General features: G+C 45.0%; 15 protein-coding genes and 4 tRNA genes. 12 read left to right on the top strand and 7 right to left on the bottom strand.

Annotation, left to right across the window (positions count from 1 at the left end; translation table 11 throughout):
• A partial coding sequence (polA, locus tag BCU12_RS05490) for a DNA polymerase I (protein WP_102403349.1) occupies window positions 1-2,762 on the top strand: 2,762 nt, incomplete at its 5' end.
• A gap of 752 nt (window positions 2,763-3,514) precedes the next feature.
• Here polA and yihA read toward each other — a convergent pair.
• The gene (yihA, locus tag BCU12_RS05485; RefSeq protein WP_102403348.1) at window positions 3,515-4,192 is read right to left on the bottom strand and encodes a ribosome biogenesis GTP-binding protein YihA/YsxC; all 678 of its coding nucleotides are present in this window, start codon (window positions 4,190-4,192) and stop codon (window positions 3,515-3,517) included.
• A 152-nt stretch (window positions 4,193-4,344) separates the two neighbouring features.
• Between yihA and BCU12_RS05480 the strand changes: the two genes are divergently transcribed.
• The 5 genes from BCU12_RS05480 to hemN all read left to right on the top strand — a co-directional run bounded on the left by BCU12_RS05480 (window position 4,345) and on the right by hemN (window position 8,941).
• Window positions 4,345-4,962, top strand: coding sequence for a c-type cytochrome (locus tag BCU12_RS05480; protein WP_102403347.1), 618 nt, complete (start codon window positions 4,345-4,347; stop codon window positions 4,960-4,962).
• Between the two features lie 719 nt (window positions 4,963-5,681).
• Window positions 5,682-6,320: a class I SAM-dependent methyltransferase gene (locus tag BCU12_RS05475; RefSeq protein ID WP_198599260.1), complete on the top strand. Its 639-nt coding sequence runs from the start codon at window positions 5,682-5,684 to the stop codon at window positions 6,318-6,320.
• Window positions 6,320-6,892, top strand: coding sequence for a Der GTPase-activating protein YihI (gene yihI, locus BCU12_RS05470; RefSeq protein WP_102403345.1), 573 nt, complete (start codon window positions 6,320-6,322; stop codon window positions 6,890-6,892). The genes BCU12_RS05475 and yihI overlap by 1 nt, the downstream gene beginning before the upstream one ends.
• Window positions 6,893-6,899: 7 nt before the next feature.
• A complete protein-coding gene (locus BCU12_RS05465; protein ID WP_102403344.1) occupies window positions 6,900-7,388 on the top strand; it encodes a DUF2489 domain-containing protein in 489 nt (162 codons plus the stop codon).
• Window positions 7,389-7,552: 164 nt separating this feature from the next.
• The gene (hemN, locus tag BCU12_RS05460; RefSeq protein ID WP_102403343.1) at window positions 7,553-8,941 is read left to right on the top strand and encodes an oxygen-independent coproporphyrinogen III oxidase; all 1,389 of its coding nucleotides are present in this window, start codon (window positions 7,553-7,555) and stop codon (window positions 8,939-8,941) included.
• A 136-nt stretch (window positions 8,942-9,077) separates the two neighbouring features.
• Here the strand turns inward: hemN and ilvY are convergent, their stop codons facing one another.
• The gene (gene ilvY, locus BCU12_RS05455) at window positions 9,078-9,968 is read right to left on the bottom strand and encodes an HTH-type transcriptional activator IlvY (RefSeq protein ID WP_102403342.1); all 891 of its coding nucleotides are present in this window, start codon (window positions 9,966-9,968) and stop codon (window positions 9,078-9,080) included.
• A gap of 153 nt (window positions 9,969-10,121) precedes the next feature.
• Between ilvY and ilvC the strand changes: the two genes are divergently transcribed.
• The gene (gene ilvC / locus BCU12_RS05450) at window positions 10,122-11,606 is read left to right on the top strand and encodes a ketol-acid reductoisomerase (protein ID WP_102403341.1); all 1,485 of its coding nucleotides are present in this window, start codon (window positions 10,122-10,124) and stop codon (window positions 11,604-11,606) included.
• 183 nt (window positions 11,607-11,789) lie between these two features.
• Here the strand turns inward: ilvC and BCU12_RS05445 are convergent, their stop codons facing one another.
• The 4 genes from BCU12_RS05445 to BCU12_RS05430 all read right to left on the bottom strand — a co-directional run bounded on the left by BCU12_RS05445 (window position 11,790) and on the right by BCU12_RS05430 (window position 17,050).
• Window positions 11,790-12,041: an accessory factor UbiK family protein gene (locus BCU12_RS05445; RefSeq protein ID WP_102403340.1), complete on the bottom strand. Its 252-nt coding sequence runs from the start codon at window positions 12,039-12,041 to the stop codon at window positions 11,790-11,792.
• Between the two features lie 168 nt (window positions 12,042-12,209).
• Complete coding sequence (locus BCU12_RS05440) at window positions 12,210-15,332, bottom strand: multidrug efflux RND transporter permease subunit (RefSeq protein ID WP_102403339.1); 3,123 nt, start codon at window positions 15,330-15,332, stop codon at window positions 12,210-12,212.
• Window positions 15,333-15,343: 11 nt separating this feature from the next.
• A complete protein-coding gene (locus BCU12_RS05435) occupies window positions 15,344-16,450 on the bottom strand; it encodes an efflux RND transporter periplasmic adaptor subunit (RefSeq protein ID WP_102403338.1) in 1,107 nt (368 codons plus the stop codon).
• Window positions 16,451-16,468: 18 nt separating this feature from the next.
• Complete coding sequence (locus BCU12_RS05430) at window positions 16,469-17,050, bottom strand: TetR/AcrR family transcriptional regulator (RefSeq protein WP_102403337.1); 582 nt, start codon at window positions 17,048-17,050, stop codon at window positions 16,469-16,471.
• Between the two features lie 180 nt (window positions 17,051-17,230).
• Here BCU12_RS05430 and rep point away from each other — a divergent pair, with 180 nt between their 5' ends.
• Window positions 17,231-19,246 carry a DNA helicase Rep gene (gene rep / locus BCU12_RS05425; protein WP_102403336.1) on the top strand — a complete coding sequence of 672 codons (2,016 nt, stop codon included), beginning with the start codon at window positions 17,231-17,233 and terminating at the stop codon, window positions 19,244-19,246.
• Window positions 19,247-19,376: 130 nt separating this feature from the next.
• On the opposite strand, the gene BCU12_RS05420 is transcribed toward rep, so the two are convergent.
• Window positions 19,377-19,790 carry a cytochrome c5 family protein gene (locus BCU12_RS05420; protein ID WP_102403335.1) on the bottom strand — a complete coding sequence of 138 codons (414 nt, stop codon included), beginning with the start codon at window positions 19,788-19,790 and terminating at the stop codon, window positions 19,377-19,379.
• 297 nt (window positions 19,791-20,087) lie between these two features.
• Here BCU12_RS05420 and BCU12_RS05415 point away from each other — a divergent pair.
• The 4 genes from BCU12_RS05415 (at window position 20,088) to BCU12_RS05400 (ending at window position 20,663) form a co-directional block, all read left to right on the top strand.
• Window positions 20,088-20,164: transfer RNA gene (locus tag BCU12_RS05415), tRNA-Arg, on the top strand.
• Between the two features lie 45 nt (window positions 20,165-20,209).
• Window positions 20,210-20,285: transfer RNA gene (locus tag BCU12_RS05410), tRNA-His, on the top strand.
• Window positions 20,286-20,466: 181 nt separating this feature from the next.
• Window positions 20,467-20,543 (top strand) — tRNA-Pro (locus BCU12_RS05405).
• A gap of 44 nt (window positions 20,544-20,587) precedes the next feature.
• Window positions 20,588-20,663, top strand: a tRNA-His gene (locus BCU12_RS05400).
• Window positions 20,664-20,772: the final 109 nt, after the last annotated feature.

Raw genomic sequence — 20,772 nt, 5'->3', positions numbered from 1 at the left:
TTGATGGTTCTTCTTATCTCTATCGTGCATTTCATGCCTACCCAGACTCCATGACGAACGGGGAAATCCCAACGAACGCTATCTATGGTGTTGTGAATATGCTACGTAGCATGATGCGCCAGTTTTCTTCAGAGCGTATCGCCGTGATCTTTGATGCGAAAGGGAAAACCTTCCGTGATGATATGTATCCAGAGTACAAAGCAAATCGTCCATCGATGCCTGATGATCTTCGCAGTCAGATCGAGCCATTGCACAATGTGATCCGTGCAATGGGCCTGCCACTTATTTCTATTCCGGGCGTAGAAGCGGATGACGTCATTGGCACCTTGGCTTCTCAAGCGTCGAAGTTGGGTATGCCAGTTTTGATCAGTACGGGTGATAAAGATATGGCCCAACTGGTTGATGGGAACGTCACTCTGATCAATACCATGACGAATGTCGTGATGGATACCGAAGGCGTGGTTGAGAAGTTCGGTGTTCCACCAGAGTTGATCATCGATTACTTAGCCTTGATGGGTGATAAAGTCGATAACATTCCAGGTGTTCCAGGGGTGGGTGATAAGACTGCGACAGCATTGCTTCAAGGGATCGGCAGTATTGAGAAGATCTACGAGAACTTGGATGACATCGCTGCTTTAGGCTTCCGTGGGTCTAAAACCATGGCGAAAAAGCTGATCGATAATAAAGACAATGCCGATATGTCGTACAAGCTTGCGACGATCAAACTGGATGTTGAGTTAGAAGAGACACCAGAATCGCTAGTGAAATCAGAGCCGAACAAAGATGAGCTGATCAAGCTGTATGGCCAAATGGTCTTCAAATCTTGGTTAAACGAACTTCTTGAAGGCGGGACTGGCGTTGTACAGGCGGATGAGAAATCAGGCGCAGTACGTGCTTCCTCTGCACCAGCGCAAAATGTCGAATTGGATAACCCTGCCGTGAACATTGATCGCAGCCAGTACGAAACGATTTTAGATAAAGACACCTTCGCGGTTTGGATCGATAAATTGAAGCAGTCAGCACTGTTTGCGTTCGATACCGAGACAGATAGTCTGGATTATATGGTCGCAAACTTGGTTGGCCTCTCTTTCGCCACTGAAGAAGGGGTTGCTGCGTACGTACCTGTAGCGCATGACTACCTCGACGCACCCGAGCAATTGGATAGAGATTGGGTTCTAGAACAGCTCAAACCAATTCTAGAAGATGATAATCAAGCGAAGGTGGGGCAAAACCTCAAGTACGATGCGAGTGTTTTAGCGCGTTACGACATCGACATGAAAGGCATAAAGCACGACACTATGATTGCTTCTTACGTGTTAAATAGCGTTGGTGGTAAGCATGATATGGATAGCTTGGCACTGCGCTTCCTGCAACACAGCTGCATTTCGTTTGAACAGATCGCTGGTAAAGGTAAAAAGCAATTAACCTTCAACCAGATTGATCTTGAGCAAGCGTCGCCGTACGCAGCGGAAGACGCTGATGTGACGCTGCGCCTACACAATCGAATCATGTCTCATCTAGAAAAAGATGAAAAACTCAAAGCCATCTATGACGATATTGAGATGCCGTTGGTACCTGCGATATCTCGCATCGAACGCACGGGCGTGTTTGTTGATGACATGATGCTTGGTGCTCAATCTCAAGAGATAGCGGCACGTCTTGATGAACTTGAGAAGACGGCCTACGAGATCGCGGAGCAAGAGTTTAACTTAAGCTCACCGAAACAGCTTCAAGCAATACTGTTTGAGAAAATGGGCCTGCCTGTTATTAAGAAGACGCCATCGGGTGCGCCTTCAACCAATGAAGAGGTGTTGCAAGAGCTCGCGTTGGATTACCCGCTCCCTAAGGTTTTGATTGAATATCGAGGCCTCGCAAAGCTTAAGTCTACATATACTGACAAGCTGCCTAAGATGATTAATGCTGAAACTGGGCGTGTGCATACTTCTTATCACCAAGCGGTGACAGCAACGGGGCGTTTGTCGTCGACGGATCCAAACCTACAGAACATTCCAATTCGTAATGAAGAAGGGCGTCGCATTCGTCAGGCGTTTGTTGCACCTCATGGGCACAAGATTCTTGCTGTCGATTATTCTCAGATTGAACTGCGTATTATGGCGCACCTTTCTGGTGATAAAGCTCTGCTTGATGCTTTCCAACAAGGCAAAGATATTCACGCAGCAACGGCCGCAGAAATCATTGGTGTACCGATTGAAGAAGTCAGCAGCGAACAACGTCGTCAAGCGAAGGCGGTTAACTTTGGCTTAATCTATGGCATGAGCGCGTTTGGTTTGGCGAAGCAGCTCGGCATTGCTCGTGGTGAAGCTCAGAGATATATGGACACTTACTTCGAACGTTACCCTGGTGTGATGCAGTATATGGAAGATACTCGCAGCGCAGCGACTGAGAATGGTTATGTCGAGACTATCTTTGGTCGTCGACTGCATTTACCTGAGATCAAGTCTCGTAACGGCATGCGTCGTAAGGCGGCTGAACGTGCAGCGATTAACGCGCCTATGCAAGGCACTGCCGCTGATATCATTAAGAAAGCGATGTTACTTGTTGATGAGTGGATTCAAACGCAAGATAGCGGTCGCGTAAAATTACTAATGCAAGTGCACGATGAACTGGTTTTAGAAGTCGAAGAGTCAGTATTAGGCGAAATTGAAAGTAAAGTACAACAATTGATGGAGTCAGCAGCAACGCTAAATGTTCCTCTAATTGCAGAAGCGGGTCACGGTGACAACTGGGATCAGGCTCACTAGACACTTTTTGATGCAATTAACAATAATAGTATGAGCCAGCGCACAAACGCTGGCTTTTTTATATCCGTAAAAAAAGATGTAATCAAAATAGGTGAGTTGTATGCAAAACAAAAGTAACTGAAAAAAAACTACAAAAAAAGTTTTCATTTCTGACCAATTGTTGTACATTAATACTCGTAGGGTACAGAGGTAAGATGTTCTATCTTTCAGACCTTTTGTTTCACGTTATTGGATTAGGCTGATTCAGCCGCCCCAGTCAGTATTTGACTGGGGCGTTTTTTCTTGTGGCAAAGAAAACTTTATTCCTCATCACTTTCCCGCTTTTTTCTGATTCCAATCTCTTCTTCTTCAATATTGAACCACGATGTTTACGTGGTTGTTTAGTACCTAACTGTAATTTTATATCACTCACATTTTTATTAATTTCTTTGAAAAAACAAGCATTGTTATTTTATGGGTTGACTGATTTATGACTTAAAATCAATAGTTTGCGTTGGTGTGGGTCAATAACTATTCATTGATTGTGAGTGTCAGGCGGTTGAAAAGTAGTGCGTGATAGAGGATGCTTACTACATAATAATAACGAGTAATATTTCTCTCCCGTTGCCCCACCTATCTAGGTGGGGATTTTTATTTGTACTTCGATGTGATTGGCTAGTGTCCCTAACCCTTTATTAATAGTCAGGCATTAAAAAAGGCTTCATAAATAGAAGCCTTTGATCAAAGTCGGTTATAGCGTTGCTAATGAACGCTTAAAGCGAATCGGTCTCTGCTGAGTTTTCTTCACCGTCAACGAGATCGGTCAATTCGTCATCCGTTGCTGCAAAAGCAGGCGCATACCAGCGATCTAACGTACTACGTAGCACATCAACACCAATACCTTTCAACGAAGAAAAGGCGTCAACTTGCACATCTCCACCAAAGCCAACCGAAGATTCACGAATCTTCAGCACTTGAGCTTTTCTGGCTCCCGTCTTCAGCTTGTCTGCTTTAGTGAGCAGAACCTGCACTGGAATGCCGCACTCAACTGCCCAAAAGATCAGTTGTTGGTCGAGATCTTTCATCGGGTGACGAATATCCATCAGAACCACCAGCCCTTTTAAGCATTTGCGTTTTTGTAGGTACTCACCCAGTGACTTTTGCCACTTTTCTTTGAGTTTTAGTGGTACTTGCGCATAACCGTACCCTGGTAAGTCGACAATGTGGCAACCTTCGTCAACTTTGAATAGGTTTATTAGCTGAGTACGCCCAGGCGTCTTACTGGTTTTCGCCAAGCCCCTCTGGTTAGTTAACCGGTTGAGAGAACTAGACTTACCCGCATTAGAACGACCTGCGAACGCAACTTCGATCCCTTCGTCTTCAGGCAAATGACGAATATCTGGCGCACTGGTAATAAAATGCGTGTTTTGGTAATGAATTTTTACGCTCACTGTTAACTCCATCTCGACTTTGTGTAGTCGATTGATTACTTTTTTGTGAAATTGTGTAAAATAACTGCGCTCGGCATATGATCGCCTATTATACCATGAGTGGCAACACAGAGTGGTACTGGAAGCTTTATATATAATTATAATGGAATGTCATGAAGAAATTAGCGCTAATCTTGAGTCTTTTAGCCAGCTGCTCTGTTTGGGCTCAAGGCAGCATAGAAGCTGGTAAAACAAAATCGATAACATGTGGTGCCTGTCATGGTGCTGACGGTAACAGCCAACTCGCCATGTACCCAAGTCTTGCTGGTCAGCATGCAAAATACCTAGAGAAGCAGTTGAAAGACTTGCGTTTAGGTATGACTAGTGGTGGCAAACAAGGTCGTATGGACCCTGTTATGAGTGGAATGGCGATGGCATTAAGCGATGAAGATATTGCTGATCTCTCTGCTTACTATGCGTCATTACCTATTGCCGCGAATACGACATCTGAAAACGTTGTAGAGGCGGGCAAAGTACTTTACGCGGCTGGTGATATCGAGCGTGGTATTACAGCGTGTATTGCTTGTCATGGCCCTCGTGGTAATGGTACCGAATTATCTGGATTCCCTAAAATATCGGGTCAACACGCTGAATACATCAAGTCGCAGCTTTATAAGTTCCGCGATGGTTCACGTAACAACGATATGAATGAGATGATGCGCGATATTGCGAAGAAGCTTACCGATGATGATATCGAAGTGCTTTCTCAGTATGTTGGTGGCTTGCACTAATAGAGTGGCGCCAAATCTCGATTTAAAAGAAGCCTTAGCCTCATGCTAGGGCTTTTTTGTACCTGTATGTGATTTGTACTCTTCATGACAAGTCACTCACAGCCCAAATTGCTGCCTAACTTGTAAGATATTTGCCATAGTTAACGTGAAATTTTTAGAGTGGGTATCCTTAACTGTTTGAAAATAAAATGCTTATTAATTCTCCTAAAATACGTTATTAAAAGTTTGAAATGACCGTGTTGTATCCCAACAGGAAAAGCGTAAATTACTCGCATCAGCAGGACGCTGAAACGGATTTTAGACCAAGGCGGTCTCCAAGGAAGCAGGTATGGAATACCTGAAAGTTGGACGAAGGATAGTGGCGAGCTAGGAGCTGGCTGGATAAGGATGATCGACTGGTCTCAAGGAGAGACACTGAAATGGATCAGGCTAATGGATAGCCCAGAAACAGGAAGTCGAAAGGATTATTAAAATTCATCAGGATGATGAAGAACAAAAGTTTTGCAGGGAAAGCATCAATAACAACAGGATAGTTGAGCACCAACTGAGTGCGTACAAATTTGCCAAACCTTGGCACTTTGAAAGCGATAGGGAAACCTATCGCTTTTTTATCTTCTAAAAAGCAATTATTTCACTAATTCGCCGCTTAATTGCACAATTTCACTCCACTCTGATCACACTTTCTGGTATGTTTCGCATCCCTGTTTGAGGATGAATGCATGCACAACTGCCCTTTATGCCACAATCAAGACACTCATCATTATTTTGAGGATAAGCACCGCGCTTATTTACAATGTCGAGAATGTCATTTGGTGTTCGTTGACCCGACACAACGCTTAGATGCAAAAGCGGAAAAAGCACACTACGATCTACATGAGAACGACCCGAGTGATGCAGGGTATCGCCGATTTTTATCGCGAATAGCAAATCCACTAATGGAAAGAATCCCATCTAACGCTCATGGGTTAGATTTTGGCTGTGGCCCTGGCCCAACATTATCCGTAATGTTGCAAGAGAATAGCTACAGCGTTGAATTGTATGATCTCTATTATCATCCGGATAAGTCGGTACTAGAAAAGACATATGATTTTATCACTGCCACAGAAGTCATCGAGCATGTTTATCAGCCTGATTTAGTGTGGCAGCAATGGTTAAATTTGGTTAAGCCTCATGGCTGGATTGGTCTAATGACCAAGATGGTTATTGACCTTGAAGCGTTCAAAAACTGGCACTATAAGAACGACCTGACGCATGTCATCTTCTTTAGCCGTAAAACCTTTGAGTATTTGGCTGAGCGAGATAAGCTCGAACTTGAATTTGTTGGAAATGATGTAATTTTACTGAGGAAGACCCAGTAATGAGTCGTAGTAAGAAATCTAGAAAGCCAGGAGCGTTAGGCGCTCCAGAGCAAAACGTTACTCGTAATCGCAGTGAATCGGATGTTGAAGGCCGTTTACGCAAGCGTAAAAAGAACCGCAAAGGGTTAAAGACGGGCAACCGTAACTCTGAAGCTTCTGAAGCACAGCTTCGTCAAGAGCGTCAGAAGCGCGATCCTCGCTTAGGCAGCAAAAAGAAAATTGCTTTAGTTGTTGAAGACAAAAAGAAACCTAGCAAGCAAGAGCGTAAGCTTTCGGCTGAAAAAGAACTTGAAATGCTAGAGACAGATTCACAGCTTAATGTATTGCTTGATCGCCTCGAAAATGGTGAGAACCTAGGCGCAGGCTTACAGAAAGTGGTCGATGAAAAACTGGATCGTATTGAAGTATTGATGAAGCAGCTAGGCTTATTCGTTGAAGAAGACGAAGATGAAGAGTTTGATGAAGAGACATTCGTTGAACCCGTGATTGAGCATAAGAGCAATAACCCTTCTTCAGATGAAGATCTTCTTTCTCAATTTGAGTCTATGGATCTGAAAGATTTTAAAGAGTAATTAGATCATGAATGTAACCTTATTAGCCACGATAGGACTTGTCATTATTGCTGGGCTAGCATGCTATGCAGGTTACCTTCTGCTCCAAGTAAAGAAGCAAAAGGAATTGCAGCAGCAACAGCAAAAGTTAGCCATAGAGAAGCGCAATGCGAATATCTATGAGAACGTGAGTGCACTTTGCTTAATTGGCATTCAAGGTCAGTGTGATTTGTCGGAAATCAGTATTCGTGTGTACAGCATCATGGATTACGTCCAAGGTGATGAACGTATCGATTTTGATCAAAAATTTCCGGCACTTTCTGAGCTTTATCATGTTGTTAAAGATATGGCTCGTGGTGAAGAGCGACAGTCTCTCGCCAAGAAAGAAAAGATGGAACAGAACCTCCGCCGCCATAAAGCAGAAGTAAAAATGGCTGAAGCGATAGTCGACGAGCTTAAAGCTCTGAAACTACATGTTGAGCCATTGAATAATCAGATATCTATTCAGCAAATCTAACCTGGTTCGGTCACTGACTCTTTGGAGTGAGTGATCGAGCTAGCAGTTCTGAAATTTTCTTACGAAAATGTGTTTGGCTTTCCTACGCAAGCCAGAGTGATGTGGCAAAATAGCCAGTCATCGCAATATCCACGCCGATCACAGTTAGAAACGGAAAAATCACCATGTCGCAGCAAGTCGTACCCGATCAGCAAATTGTCTGGGATCAAGCCATCTTAGATAAATATAACTATTCAGGACCACGCTATACCTCGTACCCAACTGCGTTGGAATTTCACGAGGCATTTACCATCGCAGATTACGACATGGCGTGCACTCAATATCCAGAGCGTCCGCTCTCGCTTTATGTTCACATCCCTTTCTGTCACAAACTTTGCTATTACTGTGGCTGTAATAAAGTGATCACGCGTCATGCTCACAAAGCCGATGAATATCTTGATGTCATTGAGCATGAGATTCGTCAACGTGCATCATTGCTCCAAGATCGTAAGGTGACGCAGCTGCATTTTGGTGGTGGTACTCCAACATTCTTATCAAAGCAGCAAATAAGCCGCTTAATGGCCATCTTGCGTGGTGAGTTCCAATTTGTAGAGACCGCTGAGATCAGTATTGAAGTTGATCCGCGTGAGATTGAGCTCAATATGCTTGATCACCTTCGTGGCGAAGGTTTTAACCGACTGAGTATTGGCGTACAAGATTTTAATAAAGAAGTGCAGAAGCTGGTCAATCGTGAGCAAGATGAAGAATTCATTATCGCCATGGTTGAACGAGCAAAAGAACTTGGCTTCCGCTCGACTAACTTGGATCTTATCTACGGGTTACCGAAGCAAACCAAAGCGTCATTTGCAGAAACATTGGCTCAAGTGTTAGAAATGAAGCCTGGTCGTTTGTCAGTTTTCAACTACGCGCACATGCCACAATTGTTTGCAGCTCAACGTAAAATCAAAGATGAAGACTTGCCAGAAGCCGAAGAAAAGATGTCGATACTGCAAGACAGCATTGCGACACTGACTGGTGCTGGATATCAATTTATAGGAATGGATCACTTTGCACTGCCTGATGACGAGCTAGCCGTTGCTCAACGAGAAGGCGTGTTGCATCGAAACTTCCAAGGCTATACAACACAAGGTGAAGCGGACTTAGTCGGTTTTGGTGTCTCTGCTATCTCAATGATTGGTGATGCGTACGCGCAGAACCACAAAGAGCTAAAGAAATACTACGCTCAAGTTGATGAACTTCGTCATGCTTTATGGAAAGGGGTAGCCCTTGATAGTGACGACTTACTGCGCCGTGAGGTTATCAAACAGCTTATCTGTAACTTTAAACTCGATAAGACCATGATTGAGTCCGAGTTTAAGGTGACATTCAATCAATACTTCAAAGAAGACCTTGGCCTATTACAAACGTTTATCGATGATGAACTGGTCGAGGTGGATGAGGGCGAGATTCGCGTCACACTGCGTGGTCGACTATTGATTCGTAATATCTGTATGTGTTTCGATAAGTACCTACGTGATAGAGCGCGTCAACAGCAGTTCTCAAGAGTTATCTGATTCAGATAAGCCAAATTGAAAAACCACGCAGCAGCGTGGTTTTTTGTTTTCCGCCTTCTAAAGTAACCAATACATATCTTGAGCAATAGAAATCGTTGGCTTCTTATAAACGGGTATCTAAGCTATGAATTGGGTATCAAGGAGCAATGTATTTCTTCGCCGCTACATCCCACAGCGCTTTTACCAGTGGGTTATCTAGCTGAGATCGTTTGCAGCACACGCCGAGTTCGAACGGCTTAATCGGCTTAACCTTAAGACGCTGAATCTTTTCTCGCACTGGGCTGTTGTTGATGACCACGTCAGGCGCAATGCCCACTCCACAACCCAGCGCCACCATACTCACAATGGCTTCATGCCCAGACACTTGCGCATAAATATTGGGCTTGATACGCATGCTCTTAAACCAGGCGTTGGCGCGATCTCGAGCTGTTCCTGCTTCCGACACAATAAATGGAATCGAAGGCCAATCGGGTTTATCGCTTTGAAGTTGATCAGCAAAACTGCTGACGCCAGAGGGCGCGATGACAGAAAGCGGGATTTCGCTGATGGTTTCGAACTCTATCCTTGCAGGTAGCTGATCTGGCTTGGCTGAAATGGCTATATCCGCTTCATCTTTTAAAATGATATCGATGGCTTGAGCCGGGTCGCCTGTTGAGAGTTTGTATTCAATAAAAGGGTGCTGAAGTCGAAATTCTGAGAGCAATTCAGGCAAATGGCTATAACTCGCCGTGACTGAACAGAACAACCTTATCTCACCTCTTAGCTCCAACTCATGCCCTTTAAGTTGAGAATTATACTGTTGCCATTCGGAAAGTATCTTCATTGCGACGGGCAAAAGCTGCTTTCCTGATGGTGTCAGCTCAACGCTTCGATTGTCACGTAAGAACAGGTTTTGCCCTGTTTCTTCTTCCAGCTTTTGTATCTGGCGGCTCAGTGCGGAAGGGCTGATGTGCATTGCAGAAGCGGTTTTGCTGAAGTTCTTACTATCACACAGGTGAATGAACATTTGCAGATGTTTAATATTCATAAATAGGTCACCTTAAAAAGATATCATGTTGCATTTATTGCAATTACTAATTGTGAATATATCACTTTCGGCAACTAAATGTCTGCTTTAGTATGAACTCATTCGGCGATAACGCGCCGACCATTACGGAAGAATCAACAAGGAGCGCCCAACATGGCTAACTATTTCAATACTTTAAATCTACGTGAGCAACTAGACCAACTAGGTCGTTGTCGTTTTATGGACCGCAGCGAGTTTGCAACAGAAGCGGATTACCTAAAAGGTAAAAAAGTAGTCATCGTAGGTTGTGGTGCTCAAGGCCTAAACCAAGGTCTAAACATGCGTGATTCAGGTCTAGACGTTTCTTACGCTCTACGCCAAGCGGCGATCGACGAGCAACGTCAATCGTTCAAAAACGCGAAAGAGAATGGCTTTGTAGTCGATAGCTACGAAAACCTAATTCCAACCGCTGATCTAGTCGTAAACCTGACTCCAGACAAGCAACACACAAACGTTGTTGAAACAGTTATGCCTTTAATGAAAGAGGGTTCAGCACTCGGTTACTCACACGGTTTCAACGTTGTTGAAGAAGGCATGCAAATCCGTAAAGACCTAACGGTTGTAATGGTTGCGCCTAAGTGTCCAGGTACAGAAGTACGTGAAGAGTACAAACGTGGCTTTGGTGTTCCAACGCTAATCGCAGTTCACCCAGAAAATGACCCTAAGGGCGAAGGTTGGGACATTGCTAAAGCTTGGGCTGCTGGTACTGGCGGTCACCGTGCAGGTTGCCTAGAGTCTTCATTCGTTGCAGAAGTGAAATCTGACCTAATGGGCGAGCAAACAATTCTTTGTGGCATGCTTCAAGCGGGCTCTATCGTTTCTTACGAGAAGATGATTGCTGACGGCATTGAACCAGGCTATGCAGGTAAACTTCTACAGTACGGCTGGGAAACCATCACTGAAGCGCTTAAGTTTGGTGGCATCACTCACATGATGGATCGCCTATCAAACCCAGCAAAAATCAAAGCATTCGACCTGTCTGAAGAGCTGAAAGACCTAATGCGTCCACTTTACAACAAGCACATGGATGACATCATCCAGGGTGAATTCTCAAGCACGATGATGGCTGACTGGGCGAACGATGATGTAAACCTATTTGGCTGGCGTGAAGAGACAGGCGAAACGGCATTTGAAAACTACCCAGCGTCTGATGTAGAAATCTCAGAGCAAGAGTACTTCGACAACGGTATCCTAATGGTTGCGATGGTACGTGCCGGGGTTGAGCTAGCATTCGAAGCAATGACAGCATCAGGCATCATCGATGAGTCTGCATACTACGAATCACTACACGAACTACCGCTAATTGCAAACACGGTTGCTCGTAAGCGTCTATACGAAATGAACGTAGTTATCTCTGATACAGCGGAATACGGTAACTACCTATTCGCTAACGTGGCAACACCGCTTCTACGTGAGAAGTTCATGCCTTCAGTAGCTACTGACGTAATCGGTCGTGGTCTAGGTGAAACATCTAACCAAGTAGACAACGGCAAGCTAATCGCAGTAAACGATGCTATCCGTAACCACCCAGTTGAATACATTGGTGAAGAGCTACGTGGGTACATGACGGATATGAAGAACATCGCAGTAGGCGGCTAATTTTATTGCTCTAGAGCCTAATTTCTGTGTCGAAGGTGCTCATTTACTCTCGTAAACTCCGTGTTTCCGCCTCGATCTTAAGCTCTATAGCTTCAAATAATCCTTCTAGATGAAAAATACAAAGGGCTTGGTCAGTGATGACTAAGCCCTTTTTAGATCTTAATGAAGAGGAGAGGTAAGTGGTTACTTATCCGCGAGCTTCTCTTCAAGTTGAGCGAGCTTTTGCTCCATCTCTGTTAGCTTTTGACGAGTACGAAGCAGTACTTGAGTCTGAACGTCAAACTCTTCGCGGCTGACTACGTCTAATTTGTTTAGTTGGCCTTGAATGACTTGGCGAACCTTCTGGTCAACGTCTGCGCCAAGCTCTTTAACAGGGGCTGGCATTGAATCATGAATCTGCTTAGCGATTTGCTCTAATTTTTTTGGATCAAACATACGGGCTAAAACTCCTATTAATTTGTCACTATTCTATTTAAACCGAGTGAAAAAGTCGCTAGTTGGTGGAAAAAATGTTCAAGTGCCGGAAAGCGACTGACAATAAAAAAGGCCACCGAAGTGACCTTTTTGAACAGTAGCTTATAAAGCCGAGATTAGATTAACCCATTAGCTTGGGTTTGATATTTCTCGTTGAGCGGCTTTTGCTTCATCGATACGAGCTAGCTTTTCCAAGTCTTTATCTTCAACAAAAACGGGTAGAGGTTTGTGTTTCTCTGCAAGGTAGCTGTAGATCACTGGCAGTACGAACAACGTGAACAGAGTACCAATGGCAAGACCGGCAACGATAACAATACCGATACTGAATCGCTGAGCGGCACCAGCACCTGTTGCGTACATCAATGGAATTAGACCCGCAATCATCGCGGCCGTCGTCATCAGGATAGGACGTAAACGAACCTTAGCGGCTTCCATCACGGCATCAATACGCGATTTCTTATTATGCAGTTGCTCTTCTTTTGCCACTTCACAGATAAGAATACCGTGCTTGGTAATAAGACCAACCAGTGTAATCAAACCAACCTGTGAGTAGATGTTCATTGAGGCAGCGCCCCAAGCCAATGCAATCAAAGCACCACAAATAGCCAGTGGAACCGACACCATGATAACCAATGGATCTCGAATCGATTCAAACTGAATCGCCAATACCAAGAAGATGATCGCCAGTGCCAGACCGAAGGTCGCATACAGAGCGCTACCTTCCGTTACATATTGACGAGACTCGCCCATGTAATCGTGGTTATAACCGCTTGGTAGTTTGTCTGCTGCTATGCCCTCAAACCAATTGACCGCATCACCCATGGCCGCACCTGGAGCAGGTACCGCGCCAACGGTTGCTGAGTTTAACTGGTTGAAGTGAGGTAGCGAGCGAGGCTCTGCAATCACATCAATGTTAATCAAGCTGCCAAGTGGCACTGCATTACCATCCGCTGCGCGTACATAGTAGCTGTTCATCGATTCAGGATTTAAGCGGAACTTACGCTCTACCTGTGGAATCACTTCGTATGAACGGCCATTAAGGTCGATACGGTTTACGTAACCATCCGCCATCATAGTACTTAGCGTAATGCCAATGTCTTGCATGGTGACGCCGTACGCACCCGCTTTGTCTTTGTCGATGTTGATCTTCATCGTTGCAGAGTCAAAGTTAAGGTCTAAGTCTGAGTAGACAAACATAGGGTTTGCCGTGACTTCTGCGAGAACATCTGACGCGACAGTAAACAAGCTTTCAAAGCTGTTTGGTGTTGTGATAACAAACTGAATCGGCAGGCCTGAACCAGCACCTGGAAGCTCTGGCATCTGGAACGCAGTGACTGCCATTCCTGGTACCGCTGTTACCAGACCGCCTACGCGATTGGCCACTTCAGCCTGGCTTGCTTCACGCTCACTCCATGGCACCATAGAGGCAATACCAAAGGCTTGGTTAGCGTTTGGAACCCCAGTGAATACCTGAGCAAAGGACACTTCAGGCTGGTCAGACAAAATAGTGTTGACGTCATTCATGGTGTTTTGCATGTAATCAAGGTTCGCGTTTGATGGCGCTGTACCCATTAACATGATTACCCCTTTATCTTCCGATGGCGCAAGCTCACTTGGGATAAAGCTGAATAACACGGGCAAGACAGAGAAAACAATCACTGAAAAGCCAATAACAACCGGTCGATGTGCCATAACCGCACGCAACATACGAGAGTAACGGTTGGTCATTCGGTCGAGTATGCTATGCACGGTTTTCTCAAACTTGCTTGGTTCTTCATTTGCCTTAAGCATTTTCGAACACATCATTGGAGAAAGCGTTAATGCGACGATACCAGACACAAATACAGCGCCTGCGAGTGTTAGTGCGAACTCTTTAAACAGTGAGCCTGTAATACCACCCATCATCGCGATGGGTGCGTATACCGCGCCAAGCGTTAATGTCATGGCAATAACCGGAACCGCAATTTCTCGTGTACCAATGATCGCGGCTCTGAATGGTGACTCACCCAATTTAAGGTGTCTGTCCACGTTCTCGAGAACAACGATCGCATCATCCACCACGAGACCGATAGCCAGAACCATTGCCAGCAAAGTCATCAAGTTCCAAGAGAATCCCATCACCTGCATCACCATCGCCACACCAATCAATGAGAGTGGAATAGTAACAATAGGAATCAGTACCGCTCGGAATGACCCCAAGAACAAGGTAATCACGACCAATACGATGAGTGCAGCCTCAAGGATTGTTTTGATAACCTCATTGATAGATTCATTGATCGCAATGGTCGAATCGTACATCACGTTCATTGAGATGTTGCTTGGCAGGTTCTTCTCTAGAGTAGGAAGAAGGTCAAGTACATCGGCTGCAATGTTGATTGGGTTAGCACTTGGTGCCGCGTTAATGGCCGCAACGACAGCTTCCTGCCCGTTGGCACTGGCACGGTAGACATCGTGGCTCTTTTCTAACGTCACTTTCGCGATATCGGCAAGGCGAATAATCTCACCTTTCGTGCCTTTAACGACCAGATTTTCCAGTTCAGAGACATTAGATACCTGAGTATCGGCGCTGCCGTTGTAAATAACGAACTCACCGGTCACTTGCCCCGTTGCTGATTGGTAGTTATTGGCATTCAAAACACCCATCACATCGGTTGCAGTGAGGTTCAAGGCCGCCATTTTTGCAGGGTCTAACCAAACACGCAGTGCGTACTTCATACCACCATAAAGGTCGATCTTAGAAACACCGCTAACGGTAAACAGTTGCGGGTTTATCACACGCTCAAGGTAGTCCGTAATTTGGCTCGATGATAACTCGTCACTGGTAAAACCAATGTAGAGTACCGCGGTTGTTGAGCCTGTCGACATGGTCACGGTTGGGTCTTCCGCTTCACCAGGAAGTTGAGACCGAACCGAATTGGTTTTGGCCAATACATCTGACAGAGCCGAGTTTGGATCGGTATTGAGCTTCATTGTCACTGTAATGGTCGATTGACCATTCACCGACTGAGAAGTCATATAGTCGATATTATCGGCTTGAGCGACGGCTTGTTCTAAAGGCTGCGTAATGAAGCCTTGAATCAAATCAGCACTTGCTCCGTAGTAACTCGTTGTAACGGTTACTACTGTGTTCGTCATTTCTGGGTATTCTCGAACTTGCATCTTGAAGATAGCCTGCATACCGAGCAAGGCAATCAAAAAGCTGATCGATACTGCCAGAACTGGACGTTTTATGAAAACATCAGTAAAGCGCATAATTACTCCAGTTACAGCATTGGTGTTTGAGCAGGAGGCGTCGTCGCATCGCTCTCGACAATGCGTACTTTCGTATCGTTACTTAAGCGAACTTGGCCACTGGTTACCACCAGATCACCTATCTCGATACCGTCCAAGACGTGCGCCACATCGGCACCGCGTTCACCGATTTTCACAACGTGCTGTTTCACACGTTGAACACCATCTTGCTCTGTGACTACGTAGATATTGTCACCGTAAAGCGTGTAGGTAATCGCGGTTTGAGGGACAACAACTTGGTTTTCGAGCTCGGGTAGAATGATGTTTGCACGTGCGAACATACCGCTGCGTAGTTGACCATCGCTGTTTGGAATATCAGCTTGAACCTGGATCAGGCCACTTTGAACACTCACAGCCGGTTCAATCGCGCTGATTGAACCCTTGAATGGTTGGTCAGGGTAGGCATCAACGAAAATATCAACCGATTGATTGATTCGGATTCGTCTGATGTCCGTTTGAGGTACAGTGAAACGCAGGCGCATCACACTTGTATCTTCTAAACGTACGATGTCTGTACCCGCTTGAAGATATTGGCCAAGGTACACGTTACGTATTCCGACAACACCTGAAAACGGCGCGTTAATCTCGCGGCGATCGATGGATGCTTTTAAGCTCTCAAGATCGGCAGACAATGAATAATAGTTGGCTTCGGCTTCATCGTACGCTTCTTTTGAGATCGATCCTTTCTTATACAGGCCTTGGTAACGCTTGTACTTTGCTTCGGCAGCAGGTAAACGTGCTTGTGCACTCTTTAGGTTTGCCACTTCAACATCAGAATCCAGTCTGACTAATGGCTGACCTTCTTCCACTTGTGTGCCTGATTCAAAGGTGATGTTATCAATCACACCATTCGTTTCATTGGCAATCGTGACACCTTGGTTAGGCTCGATAAAGCCGATCGCTTCAATCACAGGTACCCAGTTTACGGCTTCAACTTCAATAGCGGTAACGGGGAACTCTGGCTCGGGACGATTAGCCAAGTATTCAGCAATTTTTTGCTGCTTGATGATATTAAAGCCTATCACACTGCCGAATAAGACAATGGCGATAAGTAGCATAAAGAAAGTCCACTTTTTCATTCTGCTGAAACTCCGAAGTTAGTGGTTGATTATGGCATCCCAACTGGCATTGATGGCTTTATCAATCGCATCATCGCTGAGTTGGTACATTCCAAAAGTATGCTTACGAGCAAGTGTCACACTTGTTTCCAAGCTGAGTGCCGAAAGCAATTCATTATCGAGCGGTTTAAAAATACCTTGCTCTTTACCGTGTTCAAAAAAATTAAAGACTTCTTTGAACAAGCCGCGTTCCTCTTCTCGAGTTGCGCTGCAGTGACCTATGGGCATTGAATCATATTGAATGCGATTTTTAAGCATTGCAATATCAGAGCCGACTAGGCTCCAAATATTGAGCCACATCTTGCGATAGCGCTCTTTTAAAGGCATTGCTTCATCAATGTCTTCTTGTACCACGTCAGCAATTCTTTGAGCGACATGCAACCTAAGTTCTTCAATTAAGTGGTCTTTATCGTCAAAGTATCGATAGATTGTACCGGCGGCAACGCCAGCCTCTTTGGCCAATCGTTGCATTGATAATCCTTGTAATCCGACATCTGCAATGACAGATCCAGCGGCAAGTAATATCTTTTGACGCTTATCATCTGTTGGCTTATTTATCATAGGACATCATGAGTGAATGAACGTTCATTCATTATAGCCTAATAAGTGGTGATCAATGCAACAAACAAATCCATTTCTGTTAAAAAAATCTTATCAATTAGAAGATAGCATTCGATGAGTTGCAGGATTATTATAGCCGCTCATACAAATATGAATGTCTTACATACGATAGAGAACGCCATGAAGCTGAACCCACAACAAGATGAAGCGGTAAAATATGTATCTGGACCCTGTCTAGTACTAGCGGGTGCCGGCTCGGGTAAAACGCGAGTGATCACCAATAAAATCGCTTACCTGGTTCAGCAGTGTGGGTATAAGGCTCGAAATATTGCAGCCGTGACCTTTACCAATAAGGCGGCTCGCGAAATGAAAGAGCGTGTCGGGCAAACTCTGGGCAAATCAGAGTCGAAAGGTTTGATGGTGTCGACCTTCCACACGCTAGGGCTTAATATCATCCGTCGCGAATACAAGGTGCTTGGTCTTAAAGCTGGATTCTCTTTGTTTGATGACCAAGACCAAATGGCGCTGTTAAAAGAGTTAACGGAAAAGCAGCTTGATGGTGATAAAGATCTGCTTCGCCAGCTATTGAGCACCATTTCCAATTGGAAGAATGACATGCTGACCGCTGAGCAAGTCAAAGCAAGCGCAGTCGGCGAGCAAGAGCAGTTGTTTGCTTTTTGCTATGAGATGTACCTAAAGCAAATGAAGGCGTACAATGCGCTCGACTTTGATGATCTGATTTCCATGCCCGTACTGCTGCTTCGTACCAATCAAGAGGTGCGCGAGCGTTGGCAGAATCGCATTCGTTATCTGTTGGTGGATGAGTATCAAGACACCAACACCAGCCAATATGAACTGGTGAAACTGCTGGTGGGTGCGCGCGAGCGACTGACGGTAGTCGGTGATGATGATCAGTCGATCTATTCTTGGCGCGGTGCCAAGCCTCAAAACTTAGTGTTACTAGGTCAAGATTACCCAAACCTAAGATTGATCAAACTTGAGCAAAACTATCGCTCAACGTGTCGTATCTTGCGCGCAGCCAATATTCTTATCGCAAACAACCCACACGTGTATGAGAAGACGTTATTCTCTGAGATCCCTGAAGGGGAAAAGCTCAAAGTGCTTCTCGCAAAGAATGAAGAGCATGAAGCTGAGCGAGTCACCGGAGAATTGATTGCGCATAAGTTCTTAAATCGCACTCACTACAAAGACTATGCCATTCTTTATCGTGGTAACCATCAGTCTCGTTTGATTGAGAAATCTCTGATGCAAAACCGAGTGCCTTATAAGTTATCGGGCGGCACCTCGTTCTTCTCACGTGCCGAGATCAAAGACATCATGGCGTATCTGCGAGTGTTGGTGAATCCAGACGACGACAATGCCTTTTTGAGAATCGTGAACACGCCTCGCCGTGAGATCGGCCCGGTGACATTAGAGAAACTGGGCAGTTACGCCAATATGCGCGGTAAAAGCCTGTTTGCCGCAAGTTTTGAGATGGGACTTGAGCAGCATCTAAAAGGTCGCGGGCTTGAAAATCTACAGCGTTTTACGCAATGGATTGTCGCTATTGCCGATAATTCTGAGCGTGGCAATACGGTAGAAGCAGTACGTTCTCTCGTGCGTGATATTAACTACGAAGATTGGCTATACGAAACCTCTTCAAGCGCAAAAGCGGCAGAAATGCGAATGAAGAACGTGTCTGAACTCTATTCCTGGATTGTGGCTGACCTAGAGGGCGACAACTACGATCAAGAAGAGAAAACCTTGAAAGAGGTCGTATTGAAGCTCACGCTGAGAGATATGATGGAGCGTGGCGAAGACGATGAAGACAGCGATGCGGTTCAATTAATGACGCTGCATGCTTCGAAAGGTCTAGAGTTCCCATATGTTTATTTGCTTGGCTCTGAAGAGGGGATTCTTCCTCACCAAACCAGCATTGATGAAGATAACGTTGAAGAAGAACGTCGTCTTATGTATGTCGGTATTACTCGTGCCCAAAAAGAGCTGACCTTTACTATGTGTAAAGAGCGTCGCCAATATGGTGAATTGATCAAGCCTTCGCAAAGCCGCTTTCTAGATGAACTGCCCTTTGATGATATTGAATGGGAATCCACGAAAAAACCGGTGTCAGCGGAAGAGCGAATGGAGAAGGGGCAAAATCATATCGCCAATCTTCGTGCGATGTTTAAGAAGTGATGACTTAGATAGAAGAAGCAAAAGATCACCATGAACGATATAGCGGTGATAATTATGGCTAGGTAAATAGCAGATAAAGAAAAGGCTTGGTATGAACCAAGCCTTTTCAATAAATATGAGGATAGGGCGATTAAATGCCTTCAATCATGTGCTCAATGGCGGCAATGATTTCATCATCTGAACAGTCCATACAACCACCTTTAGCAGGCATGGCGTTGAAACCATTGATTGCGTGCTCTGCTAATACGTCTTTACCCTTAGCAATTCGAGAACCCCAGTCACCAGCATCGCCAGTCTTAGGTGCGCCACTGACGCCACTACTGTGACAAGCAGTACAGAACATGCCGTAAATCGTGTTACCGTCGCGAGGGCCTGTTGGCTCTTCTACTACTGGCTCACTGCCTGCTAGGTAGACACTACCAACAGGTTTGATGCGCTCGGCGATGGCATCGTATTCTTCTGGGCTAACACTTGCTGCGTACGCTGCTGTAGAAGACAATAAAGCCGCGAACAATACAGTTAAGATTCGTTGAGACATATCCATTAAACTCACTTTAAATTCCCAAGGTAAGTACATGCTTACCAATTATATAGTTAATAGTTTTTGCTATGATTTAATGGCGCTAAAAGCTGTTAAATCAATGTAAACATTGGGTGATTATATCCTGATAACTTGTTGCATTAAACAACAAGTTATCCTCTACCCAATGATTATTATTTGTGAAATTGGTCTTTGTCACACTTTTATTGACCAAAAAGAAGCCAAACGATAAAAAAAGTTGAAAAAGTACTAGACGACATAGTGTGATATACGTATTATTCCCATCCGCCGATAGGGCATGCGCCCGTAGCTCAGCTGGATAGAGCGTTGGCCTCCGGAGCCAAAGGTCGAAGGTTCGAATCCTTTCGGGCGCGCCATCCGGATGCTTACACAAGTAAGTGGCATATTGGCAAAATTTAATGGTGGCTATAGCTCAGTTGGTAGAGCCCTGGATTGTGATTCCGGTGGTCGCGAGTTCGAATCTCGTTAGCCACCCCATTATTTAGGTAGCTTAATTTACTGAGTAAATGATCGCTTCCTGTTTTGATTCAAGTTATATCCCAAGAATCGAAATAAAATTCGTCAGTGAACAGCGTTGTTTATAGCGCATCCTGGCTCTTGGAATAAGCGGACAAGAGGGTTACCCTCTTGACGTAAACCAAGTAAAAAAATACTTTGTCGGTGAATAGCGCAGCTTGGTAGCGCATCTGGTTTGGGACCAGAGGGTCGGGGGTTCGAATCCCTCTTCACCGACCACTATTTCAATGATCGCTTTCAAGCGGTTATATAAAAAATTAGTGGTGGCTATAGCTCAGTTGGTAGAGCCCTGGATTGTGATTCCGGTGGTCGCGAGTTCGAATCTCGTTAGCCACCCCATTAATTTTGGTCGCTTCTTTGAAGTTTCCAGTTTGAGAAATCAAACAAAACGTCTCGGTGAATAGCGCAGCTTGGTAGCGCATCTGGTTTGGGACCAGAGGGTCGGGGG

The sequence above is a fragment of the Vibrio sp. 10N.261.55.A7 genome (assembly GCF_002877365.1).
In the GTDB taxonomy this organism is placed as follows: Bacteria; Pseudomonadota; Gammaproteobacteria; order Enterobacterales; family Vibrionaceae; genus Vibrio.
This window is presented reverse-complemented; position numbering and strand designations above follow the sequence as displayed.